The organism is Achromobacter sp. NCFB-sbj8-Ac1-l (assembly GCF_052695805.1).
In genome coordinates this window covers 1,511,106-1,524,458 of the sequence record NZ_CP199812.1, presented here as the reverse complement: position 1 = coordinate 1,524,458, position 13,353 = coordinate 1,511,106, and the positions used below count along the sequence as shown (strand labels likewise).

Sequence of the window (13,353 nt, the reverse complement as noted above, 5' to 3'; positions counted from 1 at the left end):
ACTCCGCCAGGAGATTTGGCTATGCAGGCTGCATCCCGCGTGTCCCCCGAGGTTCATCCCGTCGACCAGCGCCTGCCTGCCGGCAAGCTCGCGGCGCTGGGTCTGCAACATGTGCTGGTGATGTATGCGGGCGCCGTGGCGGTGCCGCTCATCGTCGGCCGTGCCCTGAACCTGTCGCCCGCCGAAGTCGCGATGCTGATTTCCGCAGATCTCTTCTGCTGTGGCCTGGTCACGCTGATCCAGGCGTTGGGCGCCACGCAGTGGTTCGGCATCAAGCTGCCGGTGATGATGGGCGTCACATTCGCGTCGGTGGCCCCCATGGTGGCGATGGCCAACGCCCATCCGGGCGCGGCGGGCGCGCAGACCCTCTTTGGCACCATCATCGGCGCAGGCATCGTGTCCATATTGATCGCACCGCTGATCAGCAAGATGCTGCGGTTCTTCCCGCCCGTGGTCACCGGCACCATCATCACGCTCATCGGCATCACCTTGATGCGCGTGGGCATCAACTGGATTTTCGGCAATCCCGCCGGGCCGACTGCGCCGGTCATCGTCGATCCGGCTTACGCGCAGTGGCTGGCGCAGGCCACGTCACCGGGCAGCCCGCTACCGCCCGTGCCGCAAGGCTTTGCCATCATGCCGTCGATGCTGAACCCGCGCTATGCCGATCCGGCCGGGCTGGCCGTGGCCGCGCTGGTACTGCTGACCATCCTGCTGATCGTCAAGTATGGGCGCGGTTTCGTCGCCAATATTTCGGTGCTGCTGGGCATCGTGATCGGCGCGGTGGCCGCGTCGGCGCTGGGCATCATGACCTTCGAGAAAGTCGGCCGCGCCGAATGGGTCGACGTGGTGCTGCCGTTTCACTTCGGCATGCCGCAATTCGACCCGATGCTGATCCTCAGCATGTCGCTGATCATGGTGGTCGTGATGATCGAGTCCACCGGCATGTTCCTGGCGCTGGGCGAAATGACCGGCCGCAAGGTCGGCCAGCAGGACCTGGCCCGGGGCTTGCGCACCGACGGCCTGGGCACCGTGATCGGCGGCGTGTTCAACACCTTTCCGTACACCAGTTTTTCGCAGAACGTCGGGCTGGTTGCCGTGACCGGCGTGAAAAGCCGCTATGTCTGCGTGGCCGGCGGCGTGATCCTGATCGTGCTGGGCCTGTTGCCCAAGATGGCCGCGCTGGTGGAATCGCTGCCCACGGTGGTGCTGGGCGGCGCGGGCATCGTCATGTTCGGCATGGTGGCCGCGACCGGCATCCGCATTCTGTCCGGCGTGGATTTCAAGGGCAATCGCCACAACGCCATGATCGTGGCGGTGTCGATCGGCATCGGCATGGTGCCGCTGATCGCGCCCGACTTCAAACAGTGGCTGCCGCACTCGCTGCATACGCTGCTGGAATCCGGCATTTTGCTGGCATCGATATCGGCCGTGCTGCTCAATGCCTTCCTGAACGGCGCCGCCTGCGACGAACGCGCCGTCATTGCGGCGGCGCTGCAAGCCGAAAAACACTGACGCCGGCCATTGCGGGGATGGGCGCGGCGCAGCCATCCCGCGCCGCCCCTCTTCTTGCTGCGCTGCCGGTCTACGCCAAACGCATCACGCGGCGCCAGAACAGCACCGCCACCGCAGCAAACACCGCCAGCCCCAGGAACGACGCCGTGCGGGCAAAGCCTTCGCCGGCAATCGCCAGCGGCGCGTCGGTGCCCGCGGCGCCGATGATGGCGGCCATCACCACGCCCACCAGGCTTTCGCCCACGATCAGGCCCGAGGCAATCAGCACGCCGCGGCGGTTGGCCGCATCGGCGAACTGCTCGTAGGGCTTGCCCGCAGCCTGGGCGCGGCGGCGCAGTGCGCGCTCCAGCAGCCAGGCCAGCACCGCGCCGGCGACGATGGGCGCGGCCACCGTGGGCGGCAGGTAGATGCCGATGCCCACCGCCAACACCGGAATGCGGGCCACCTTGCAGGTGCGCTTCAAGACTTCATCCACCGCAATCAGCGCCACGCCCACCGCCATGCCGATCAGGATCATGGTCCAGTTCAATTGGTGCGTGAAGATGCCGCGCGCAATCGCCAGCATCAGGGTCGCCTGCGGCGCCGACAGCGCCTGGCCGGGGTCCATGCCTTCGCGCGGCATGGCGTCGGCAAAGCCGTAGGCGTTGTAGAGCAGTTCCAGCACCGGCGAAATCACCGCCGCCCCCACCACGCAGCCGATCAGCAGCGCCACCTGCTGGCGCCAGGGCGTGGCGCCCACCAGCCAGCCAGTCTTGAGGTCTTGCAGGTTGTCATTGGAAATGGACGCCACCGCCACCACGGCAGACGTACTGAAGATCGCCAGCGCGATCGCCATCTGCACGCCGTTCTGCACCGCCAGCAGCTCGCCGCCCAGGGCCAGCATCAGCAGCGACACCAGCACGATGGCCACGATGCCCACGCCCGAGATCGGGCTGGTCGACGAGCCCACCAGGCCCGCCATGTAGCCGCAGGCGGCTGCCACCAGGAAGCCGAACACGAAGGCGAACAGCACCGCGTAGGCCACCAGCTTCCAGACCGCGGTGGCCGACAGCGGCGCCCCCGTCAGGAACACCTGGAACGTGATGACCAACACCGCCACCAGCACCAGCGTGACCACCGAGATCCAGCCCGCCGACAGGTCACGCTCGGTGCGCGGCGCCTGGCCGGCACGGGCCGCGCCCGCGCGGGTCAGCGCCGAGAACGACGCCTTGACGCCGCGCGCCATCGGCATGAACAGCGTGGCCAGCGTCCAGATCGCGCCCACGCCGATCACCCCGGCGCCAATGAAGCGCACCTGCGAGGCCCACAGGCCGGTGGCGAATTTTTCCAGCGACATATTGGCGGGAATGTCGGCCATGGCGGTCAGGATGGGCACCGCGATGCCCCACGAGATCAGCAGCCCGACCAACATCGCCAGGCCGGCCACGATGCCGATCAGGTAACCCGCCCCCAGCAGCGCCAGCGAAAAGCCCATCGGCAACCGGAACACGGCCCCGCCCAGCGAAAACCAGCCGCTGACGCCGTCGCCCAGCACCCGCAGGCCGCTGGCGGCGAAGCTGACGGCCGCCGCCACCACGCCGCCGCTGACGATATCGCCCATGCCGGTGGCCGCCGGCCTGGCCGGCGCGCGCCCGGCTTCTTGCGCGGCGTCCTGCGCGCGTTCGGCGCTGCCCACGCGCAGGATCTCGGCCGCGGCCACGCCTTCGGGATACGGCAGGTCGCTCTGCACCACCATCACGTGGCGCAGCGGAATCGTGAACATCACGCCCAGCATGCCCCCCGCGGCGCAGATGCCCAGGGTCTGCCAGAACGGAAAGCCCTGCCAGTGGCCCATCATGACCAGGGCGGGCAGGATGAAAATGATGGAGGACAGCGTGCCGGCCGCCGAGGCCTGCGTCTGCACCATGTTGTTTTCAAGAATGTTGGCGTCCTTGAACAGGCGCAGCACCGACATGGAAATCACCGCCGCCGGAATGGCCGACGAAAACGTCAGGCCGACTTTCAGGCCCAGGAATACGTTGGAGGCGGTGAAGATGATGGTGATCAGCGCGCCCAGCAGCACGCCGCGGAACGTCAGTTCCGGTAGCGTGACCTCAGCCGGGACGCGGGTGGGTTCAGTCATGGAAGTCTCCCTTTACTGGCCGGGACGCGACCCGCCAGCAAGGATGGGCGCACCCCGGCTATCAGGGCGTGTCCGCCCTGTTGGTTGCCGGTTTGTTTTTTCTGAAGCGCGAATTCTAGCGCCTGAACGTCCACCGGGTGGTCACCAGCCGTAAGTGGCATCCGGCAGCAGATCCTGCCGCCGACCAGGATATCGGCAACCGATTATGCTGAAAGCCAGGGTTTCTTCCCCAGGTTTTGATAACCCATGCCCCTGGGACAGGTCTAGCATGGACGCTACAAGGAGACAAAACCATCATGTGTGACGCCAGCCATTCGCCCGTCGGGCAAGACCTTCGGCAAGACGCCGACCCTGCCGAAACCGCCGAGTGGCGTGACGGCCTGCAGTCCCTGGTCGAGGCCTCGGGCGCCGACCGGGCGGGCTATGTGCTGGACAACCTGCTGGGCCACGCCGCCTCGCTGGGCCTGCGCGCCAACAGCCAGACGCGCACCGCCTACCTGAACACCATTCCCGCCGACCAGGAACCGCCCTTTCCCGGCAACCTGGCCGTCGAAGAGCGCATTGCCCGCATCAACCGCTGGAACGCGCTGGCCATGGTGGTGCGCGCCAACCAGGCGCACGGCGAACTGGGCGGCCACATCGCCAGCTACGCCTCGGCGACCGACCTGTTCGAAGTGGGCTTCAACCATTTCTTCCGCGCGTCGACACCGGAAGGCCCGGGCGACCTGGTCTACATGCAGCCTCACTCGGCGCCGGGCGTGTACGCCCGCGCCTACCTGGAAGGATTCCTGAAGGAAGACGACCTGGCGCACTTCCGCCAGGAAATCACCGCCACCTCGCGCGGCCTGCGCGGCCTGTCGTCGTACCCGCATCCATGGCTGATGCCGGACTTCTGGCAATTTCCCACCGGGTCGATGGGTATCGGCCCCATCAACGCCATCTACCAGGCCCGCTTCATGCGCTACCTGGAGCACCGCTCACTGGTGCCCGGCGGCGACCGCAAGGTCTGGGGCATCTTCGGCGACGGCGAAATGGACGAGCCCGAATCCATCGCCGCCCTGACCCTGGCCGCCCGCGAAAAGCTCGACAACCTGGTGTTCGTCGTCAATTGCAACCTGCAACGCCTGGACGGCCCGGTGCGCGGCAACGGGCGCATCATCGATGAACTGGAAACCCTGTACGCGGGCGCCGGCTGGAACGTCATCAAGCTGGTCTGGGGCAGCGACTGGGACGCCCTCCTGCGGCGCGACACGACGGGCGCCCTGGCGCGCGCCTTCGCCAACACGGTGGACGGCCAGTTCCAGACCTTCGCCGCCAACGACGGCGCCTTCAACCGTGCCCACTTCTTCAACCAGAATCCCGAGCTGGCCGCGCTGGTGGCCGACTGGTCCGACGACGCCATCGACCGCCTGCATCGCGGCGGCCACGACATGGTCAAGATCCATGCCGCCTACCACCGCGCCGCGCACCACCGCGGCCAGCCCACCGTGATTCTGGCGCAGACCAAGAAGGGCTTCGGCATGGGCGCGGCGGGCCAGGGCAAGATGACCACCCACCAGCAGAAGAAACTGGACGACGAGGCGCTGCTGGCGTTCCGCGACCGGTTCGCCCTGCCGATTTCCGATGCCGACTGCCTGGCGCTGAAGTTCTACCGACCGGCCGACGACAGCGCCGAACTGCGCCACCTGCAAGCCCGCCGCGACGCCCTGGGCGGCCACATCCCCCGCCGCAACACCGAGGCGCCGCGCCTGGCGCCGCCGGCGGTCGAGCAATGGGCGCGTTTCGCGCTGGCCGCCGACGGCAAGGAAATGTCGTCCACCATGGCCATCGTGCGCATGCTGACCGCGCTGCTCAAAGATCCCGAGATCGGCTCGCGCATCGTGCCCATCGTGGCCGACGAGGCCCGCACCTTCGGCATGGCCAACCTGTTCCGCCAGATCGGCATCTATTCGGCGCAAGGCCAGCTGTACGAACCCGAGGACATCGGCTCGGTGCTGTACTACCGCGAAGCGCGCGACGGCCAGATCCTGGAAGAAGGCATCACCGAAGCCGGTGCCATTTCGTCGTGGACGGCCGCGGGCACCAGCTACTCGGTGAACGGCCTGCCGATGCTGCCCTTCTATATCTATTACTCGATGTTCGGCTTCCAGCGCATCGGCGACCTGATCTGGGCGGCTGCCGACCAGCGCACCCGCGGCTTTCTCGTCGGCGCCACCTCGGGCCGCACCACGCTCGGCGGCGAAGGCCTGCAACACCAGGACGGATCGAGCCACATCGTGGCGGCCACGGTGCCGAACTGCCGGGCCTACGATCCGGCCTACGCCTACGAGGTGGCCGTCATCGTCGAATACGGCATGCGCCGCATGCTGGACGAGCAGCGCGACGAATTCTTCTACCTGACCGTCACCAACGAAAACCTGGCGCAGCCCGACCTGCCGCAGGAAGGCAACGCGGCAGAGGGCATCCTGCGCGGCATGTATCGCCTGCGTGCCGCCCGCAAGCAGGCGCAGGTGCGGTTGCTGGGCGCTGGCCCGATGCTGCGCGAAGCCGAGCTGGCCGCCGACCGCCTGCGCGACGACTATGGAGTGGATGCCGAAGTCTGGAGCGTGACCAGCTTTTCCGAACTGGCCCGCGACGGCCGCCAGGCCGAGCGCGCCCGCGTGCTGGGCCTGGACGCCGCCCCGGACGCGGACTGGGTGCGCACCTGCCTGGGCGACAGCAACGCCCCGGTGGTGGCCGCCAGCGACTACGTGCGCGCAGTGCCGGAACAGATCCGCGCCTGGGTCCCGGCCCCCTACCGCACGTTGGGCACCGACGGCTTCGGGCGCAGCGACACGCGCGCCCAGTTGCGCGACTTCTTCGAAGTCAGCGCCGACTGGATCGTGCTGCACGCGCTGGACAGCCTGGACCGCCAGGACCAGGCGGCCACGCTGCGCAAGACGCTTCACGCCGAATCTCGGACCAATCCGCCCTGGGCGCAATAAGCCCCTGAAAGGCGAAGGAAAAAAGCCCCGACCAGGGCTTTTTTCTCATTCGCCGCCACACGGCGAAAGCGGCGCGGCTTGATCAAAATCGCACGCTCGCTGCGGTGCAGCAACCAATTGGCGCCGCTTTCTGTTGAAATACGGGTGTTCCCTAAGCATTTCCCAAAGAATACGGCGGGCCGAGAGCCCGCTTTTTGCTTTCCGTTTTCACCCTCCAAAGTTAGCGCCGAAAAGGCTGTATCCCATGGACGAAACCCTCACCAAAATGGCGTTGGATTACCACGCCTATCCCACCCCCGGCAAAATCTCGGTCACCCCGACCAAGCCCCTGGCCAACCAAGACGACCTGTCGCTGGCGTACTCGCCCGGCGTGGCGGCCGCCTGCATGGCCATCTTCGACCAGGGCGACGACGCCGCGTCCAAGTACACCTCGCGCGGCAACCTGGTGGGCGTGATCACCAACGGCACCGCCGTGCTCGGCCTGGGCAACATCGGCCCGCTGGCCGCCAAGCCCGTGATGGAAGGCAAGGGCTGCCTCTTCAAGAAGTTCGCCGGCATCGACGTGTTCGACATCGAACTGGCCGAGAACGACCCCGACAAGCTGGTCGACATCATCGCGGCGCTGGAACCCACGCTGGGCGGCGTCAACCTCGAAGACATCAAGGCGCCCGAGTGCTTCTACATCGAGAAGAAGCTGCGCGAGCGCATGAAGATCCCCGTCTTCCACGACGACCAGCACGGCACCGCCATCATCTCGTCGGCCGCCATCCTGAACGGCCTGAAGGTCGTGAACAAGGACATCGGCTCGGTCAAGCTGGCGTGCTCCGGCGCGGGCGCTGCCGCCATCGCCTGCCTGGACCTGCTGGTGCACCTGGGCGTCAAGCGCGAGAACATCTACGTGGTGGATTCGCGCGGCGTCATCTGGGAAGGCCGCGATGAAAACATGGAAGCCAACAAGAAGCGCTACGCGCAAAAGACCGACGCGCGCACGCTCGCCGACGTGGTCAACGGCGCCGACGTCTTCCTGGGCTGCTCCACCGCTGGCGTGCTCACCGCCGACATGGTCAAGACCATGGCCGACCGCCCGCTGATCCTGGCGCTGGCCAACCCGGAACCGGAAATCCGCCCGGAAGTCGCCAAGGCCGCGCGCCCCGACTGCATCATCGCCACCGGCCGTTCTGACTACCCGAACCAGGTCAACAACGTACTGTGCTTCCCCTTCATCTTCCGCGGCGCCATGGATGCCGGCGCTTCGCGCATCACCGAAGAAATGAAGCTGGCGTGCGTGAAGGCCATCGCTGAACTGGCCCAGGCCGAACAGAACGACGAAGTGGCCCGCGCCTATGCCGGCCAGGAACTCGCATTCGGCCCGGACTACATCATTCCCAAGCCGTTCGACCCGCGCCTGATCGTCCAGATCGCCCCGGCCGTGGCCCAGGCCGCCGCCGATTCCGGCGTGGCCGCCCGCCCCATCGAAGACATCGAAGCCTACCGCCAGAAGCTGATGGGCTTCGTGTACCACTCGGGCCAGCTGATGCGTCCGCTGTTCGCCCAGGCCAAGAAAGCGCCCAAGCGCGTCATCTACGCCGATGGCGAAGACGAACGCGTGCTGCGCGCCGTGCAGACCGTGGCCGATGAAAAGCTGGCCTTCCCGATCCTGATCGGTCGCCCGTCCGTCATCGAGATGCGCATCAAGAAGTTCGGCCTGCGCCTGATCGCCGGCCAGCACTTCGAAATCGTCGATCCCGAAGACGACAGCCGCTTCAACGAAACCTGGAACGCCTACTACCAGCTCAAGGGCCGCGAAGGCGTCACGCCGGCCATCGCCAAGGCGATGATCCGCAAGCACAACACGCTGATCGGCGCGATGCTGCTGCGCCGTGGCGATGCCGACGCGCTCTTGTGCGGCGTGGCCAGCAAGTACGACAACCAGCTCAAGTACATCGACGAAATCATCGGCAAGAAGGAAGGCCAGACCTACGCCGCCCTGAACGTGCTGATGCTGCCCGACCAGACGCTGTTCATCACCGACACCCACGTCAACGAGAACCCGACGGCCGAGGAAGTCGCCAGCATCACCATCCAGGCTGCCGACGAAATGCTGCGTTTCGGCGTGGTGCCCAAGATCGCCCTGCTGTCGCACTCGAACTTCGGCAGCCGCGTCACGGAATCGTCGCGCAAGATGGCCGCTGCGCGCCAAATGGTGCAGGACCGCGCGCCCGACCTCGAAGTCGACGGCGAAATGCACGCCGACGCCGCCCTGTCGGAAAAGATCCGCGTGCTGGCCTACCCGGACAGCACCCTGAAGGGTCCGGCCAACCTGCTCGTCATGCCCACGCTGGACACCGGCAACATCACGTACAACATGCTGAAGATGACCGGCAGCAATGGCGTCGCGATGGGCCCGATCCTGCTGGGCGCCGCGCGCCCGGTGCACATCCTGACGACCAGCGCCACCGTGCGCCGCATCGTCAACATGACGGCCCTGGCCGTGGTGGATGCGCAGCAGGAAGCCGCCGAAGCCGCCAAGAAGCGCCGCTGATCGCCCATCCGCGATGAACGCGTAGCAAAGGCGCCCCTCGGGGCGCCTTTTTTTTCCCTGCGGCAAGCCAGCGGGATGGCCCCATCCAAAGACGGATGGTAAAAATCGGGCTGACCCTTTTTTCCTGGAGCCTTCCCATGCTGCTCGACGCCTTCCTGGCCTGGTTTCACTACCTGGCGATCTTCGTGCTGGTGGTGGTGCTGACCGCCGAAGCGGTGCTGCTGCGCCCCGACCTCACGCCCGCGGCGTTAAAGCGCCTGGTGGTCTATGACCGCCTCTACCTGGTCAGCGCGATCGCCGTACTGGTCACGGGCGTGCTGCGCCTGACCCTGGGCATCAAGGGCGCTGCCTTCTACATGAGCAATCCATGGTTTCACGCCAAGATCACGCTGTTCGTGATCATCGGCCTCTGTTCGGCCCCGCCCACCGTCGCCTTTCTGCGGTGGGCAAAGCAGGCGCGTCAACAGCCGGGCTTCGTACCCGATGCGTCCGCCATCAAGCGCGCTCGGCGCTGGATCATGATCGAGTCGCACCTGTTCATCTTCCTGCCGCTGTTCGCCGTGCTGATGGCGCGTGGCATTCACCTGTAATCGTCGCGCCGCTGCCCGTTCAGTTCAGGGGCAGCGTGCGCGGACCGGCGTTTGCGGCGCCTGGTCGCCGACGCTGAACGTGGCGAAGTGAAATACGCCCACGGTCTCGTTCTTGGCAATGCCCACGACCTCGCCCGTCAGCGTCTGCATCACGGACATGCCTTCGGGCACGTCCGGCTGGCCGGCGCGCTTGGCCACCTGGCCATTCCAGGGGCTCAGAACCAGCACGCCGGGATATGGCTCGCGCTGATCGCCCCGGCCGCGCCGCATGGTCTGGACCTGCGTGCCCGCGGCATAACTCAGGTCGCCCAGCTGCGTCGGGCAAGCCAGTTCCGCGTCGCTGACCCGGAACAGGTGCCGATCCTCATCCAGATAGATTCGGGGATTGCTCAGCGACAGCCCGAAAACCTTGACCGCCACGGGGTCCTTGACCTCGATGCGCCAGCGGTCCGGATCCCTCGAGCCGTCGGTATAGACGGTGCCGGTCGAACCATAGACGATGGACCCCGGCGCGATGTCCAGGTGCTCGACTCGGTTGCCCTGGCCCAGCACGCATTTGTTCAACGCAGTCATGGCGCCGTCGCGCGCCACGTCGATCTCGATGTCCTGGGTGGCGTCGCATTGCCACCCCAGCACCGCCTGGCTGCCCGTGCCGCGCAGAAGCACCGTGCGGGGGTAACGCCCCAGCAAGGCATAGGTGTCCTTGTCGTAATCGGAATCCAGATAGCGCGTCGCGGTTGACGCCAGCACACCGTACATCGGCACGGGCTGTGGGAAGAGAGCCTCGACGTAGGTCTCGAGCTGGCCTTCGTCCTGCAGTTTCAGCCGTGTGCCCGTGGGCATGAGAATGCCCCCTACCGTCGTCGGCTGCTCCAGCGTGACCTTGCGCGCGGCCTCGGCGCGGTCGCTTTCGCGCCCGACCTGCCAGAACACGGCCTGCACCCAGGCATAGAACGCGAACGGCACCAGCAGCACCAGGAACACCAGGCTGGATGTCTTCCAGTACTTGCGAACCGTGCGGCGTGCGCCTGAACTGACCGCCACGACCAGCAGCCAGCCCAGCAACACCAGGCCGGCCAAAAAGCCGCAGGAAAGCAGGATGTAGAAGCCAGCTGAAGGGAGCGCTATCGGAATCATGGCGGCAATGATATCGCCAAAACCGTGCCCCTATCCTGCCGCTGCCGCGTCCGGCAAGGCCCCGCCAGACGCGGGCAACAAAAAACCGCCCGAAGGCGGTTTCTTGTTCATGCCAGGCTGCGAATCAACGCTTGTCCATCGGGGGCACGTCGCGCGTGACCGAACCGGTGAACAGCTGACGCGGACGGCCGATCTTGTAGTCGGGGTCGGACAGCATTTCGTTCCACTGGGCGATCCAGCCCACCGTGCGGGCCAGCGCGAAGATGGCCGTGAACAGCGAGGTCGGGATGCCGATGGCGCGCTGGACGATACCCGAGTAGAAGTCCACGTTCGGGTACAGCTTGCGCTGCACGAAGTACGGATCGGACAGGGCGATGCGTTCCAGTTCCATGGCCAGCTTGAACAGCGGGTCGTTTTCCAGGCCCAGGGCCGAGAGCACTTCCTTGCAGGTTTCCTGCATCAGCTTGGCGCGCGGATCGTAGTTCTTGTAGACGCGGTGGCCAAAGCCCATCAGGCGCACGCCCGAGTTCTTGTCCTTGACCTTCTCCATGAACTCGCCGACCTTGGCGATGCCGCCGTTGGCTTGCAGTTCTTCGAGCATCTGCAGGCACGCTTCGTTGGCGCCGCCGTGGGCCGGGCCCCACAGGCAAGCGACGCCGGCCGAGATGGCTGCGAACGGGTTGGTGCCCGACGAGCCGCACAGGCGCACGGTCGAGGTCGAGGCGTTTTGCTCGTGGTCGGCGTGCAGGATGAAGATGCGGTCGAGCGCGCGCTCGACGACTTCGTTCACCTTGTAGTCTTCGCACGGCGTGGCGAACATCATGCGCAGGAAGTTGCCCGTGTAGGACAGGTCGTTCTGCGGGTAGATGAACGGTTGGCCTTGCGAGTACTTGTACGCCATCGCGACCAGCGTCGGCATCTTGGCGATCAGGCGGATGGCCGAGATGTGGCGATGCTGCGGGTTCGTGATGTCGGTCGAGTCGTGGTAGAACGCGGACAGCGCGCCCACCAGGCCCGTCAGGACGGCCATCGGGTGGGCGTCGCGGCGGAAACCACGCAGGAAGAAGTGCAGCTGCTCGTTCACCATCGTGTGATGGGTCACTTGCGAATCGAAGTCGGCCTTCTGTTCCTGGTTGGGCAGTTCGCCGTTCAGGATCAGGTAGCAGATGTCCATGAAGTCGCAATTGACGGCCAATTGCTCGATGGGGTAACCGCGGTACAGCAGTTCGCCCTTGTCGCCGTCGATGTACGTGATGCCCGATTCGCAGGCAGCCGTCGACATGAAGCCGGGGTCAAACGTAAACATGCCCGTCTGGCCGTACAGCTTGCGGATGTCGATCACATCCGGACCGACCGTGCCCTTGTAGACAGGGAACTCAATGGGTGCGCTGCCATCCGAGAAGGATAGAGTGGCTTTTTTGTCAGACAGGTTCATGTTCATTCCTCTCAATTAATCACAGTGCGCGCATCTGGCCAATAATGCCCCGAAGCCTGGGAGTGTCCAGGGCGCCTTCGAGTTCCTTGCGGGCCAGCAGCAGGTCGAGAAGGTCGTTGTCTCCCATCTCGAACAGCTGGGTCAATGCGGCCACATCATCGTCGGTAAGTTCGGCCTCGTAAGCGTCCAGATACCGGGTAATGATCAAGTCGTTTTCGAGCAGGCCGCGGCGCGCCCGCCAACGCAGACGCGCCCGTTCCAGTTCAGTAAGCCTGCTCATGGTGACACCTTCAATACATTCACTACTAGACCGTACGACGGACCATCAGTTCCTTGATCTTGCCAATCGCCTTGGTCGGGTTCAGTCCCTTGGGACAGACGTCGACGCAGTTCATGATGGTGTGGCAACGGAACAGGCGGAACGGGTCGTTCAGGTTGTCCAGGCGCTCGCCCGTGGCTTCGTCGCGGCTGTCGGCGATGAAGCGGTAGGCTTGCAGCAGGCCGGCCGGGCCGACGAACTTGTCCGGATTCCACCAGAACGACGGGCAGGAAGTGGAACAGCACGCGCACAGGATGCACTCGTACAGACCATCCAGCTCTTCGCGGGCCTCGGGCGACTGCAGGCGCTCTTTTTCGGGCGGCGGCGTGTCGTTGATGAGGTACGGGCGAACCGAGTGGTACTGGTTGAAGAAGTGCGTCATGTCCACGATCAGGTCGCGGATGACGGGCAGGCCCGGCAGCGGGCGCAACACGATGGGTTCCTTCAGTTCGCGAAGGTTGGTCGTGCAGGCCAGGCCGTTCTTGCCGTTGATGTTCATGGCGTCGGAACCGCACACGCCTTCACGGCACGAGCGGCGCAGCGCCAGGCTGTCATCGACGTCGTTCTTGATGCGCACCAGCGCATCAAGCAGCATCTTGTCGGTGGGCTGGAGTTCGACTTCCAGCTTCTGCATGTACGGGCGCTCGTCCTTGTCCGGATCGTAGCGGTAGATTTCGAACTTGACGATTCTCTTGGTGCTCATAGTGGG

General features: G+C 65.6%; 9 protein-coding genes. 4 read left to right on the top strand and 5 right to left on the bottom strand.

Features of this window, described 5'->3' with window-relative positions; all coding sequences use genetic code 11:
* Positions 1–21: 21 nt before the first annotated feature.
* Entirely contained in the window at positions 22–1,515 is a 1,494-nt protein-coding gene (locus tag ACUDP5_RS07010; protein ID WP_263910593.1) for a purine permease, read from the top strand.
* Positions 1,516–1,585: 70 nt separating this feature from the next.
* On the opposite strand, the gene ACUDP5_RS07005 is transcribed toward ACUDP5_RS07010, so the two are convergent.
* Positions 1,586–3,637 (bottom strand): OPT family oligopeptide transporter, encoded by a 2,052-nt coding sequence (locus ACUDP5_RS07005; RefSeq protein WP_445658443.1) that lies wholly within the window; start codon positions 3,635–3,637, stop codon positions 1,586–1,588.
* Positions 3,638–3,933: 296 nt separating this feature from the next.
* Between ACUDP5_RS07005 and mdeB the strand changes: the two genes are divergently transcribed.
* The 3 genes from mdeB (at position 3,934) to ACUDP5_RS06990 (ending at position 9,753) form a co-directional block, all read left to right on the top strand.
* Positions 3,934–6,621 (top strand): alpha-ketoglutarate dehydrogenase, encoded by a 2,688-nt coding sequence (gene mdeB / locus ACUDP5_RS07000; protein ID WP_445658442.1) that lies wholly within the window; start codon positions 3,934–3,936, stop codon positions 6,619–6,621.
* A 244-nt stretch (positions 6,622–6,865) separates the two neighbouring features.
* Positions 6,866–9,163: an NADP-dependent malic enzyme gene (locus ACUDP5_RS06995; protein ID WP_263910588.1), complete on the top strand. Its 2,298-nt coding sequence runs from the start codon at positions 6,866–6,868 to the stop codon at positions 9,161–9,163.
* 137 nt (positions 9,164–9,300) lie between these two features.
* Positions 9,301–9,753, top strand: a complete 453-nt coding sequence (locus ACUDP5_RS06990; RefSeq protein WP_263910586.1) for a DUF2214 family protein — start codon at positions 9,301–9,303, stop codon at positions 9,751–9,753.
* Positions 9,754–9,777: 24 nt separating this feature from the next.
* Here ACUDP5_RS06990 and ACUDP5_RS06985 read toward each other — a convergent pair whose 3' ends face one another.
* From ACUDP5_RS06985 to ACUDP5_RS06970, 4 genes are all read right to left on the bottom strand, one after another.
* Entirely contained in the window at positions 9,778–10,890 is a 1,113-nt protein-coding gene (locus ACUDP5_RS06985) for a hypothetical protein (RefSeq protein WP_445658441.1), read from the bottom strand.
* Between the two features lie 124 nt (positions 10,891–11,014).
* Positions 11,015–12,325, bottom strand: coding sequence for a citrate synthase (locus ACUDP5_RS06980; protein WP_006393556.1), 1,311 nt, complete (start codon positions 12,323–12,325; stop codon positions 11,015–11,017).
* Between the two features lie 19 nt (positions 12,326–12,344).
* Positions 12,345–12,605, bottom strand: a complete 261-nt coding sequence (locus ACUDP5_RS06975; RefSeq protein ID WP_263910584.1) for a succinate dehydrogenase assembly factor 2 — start codon at positions 12,603–12,605, stop codon at positions 12,345–12,347.
* Positions 12,606–12,630: 25 nt separating this feature from the next.
* Positions 12,631–13,347 carry a succinate dehydrogenase iron-sulfur subunit gene (locus ACUDP5_RS06970; RefSeq protein ID WP_183003823.1) on the bottom strand — a complete coding sequence of 239 codons (717 nt, stop codon included), beginning with the start codon at positions 13,345–13,347 and terminating at the stop codon, positions 12,631–12,633.
* Positions 13,348–13,353 lie beyond the last annotated feature (6 nt).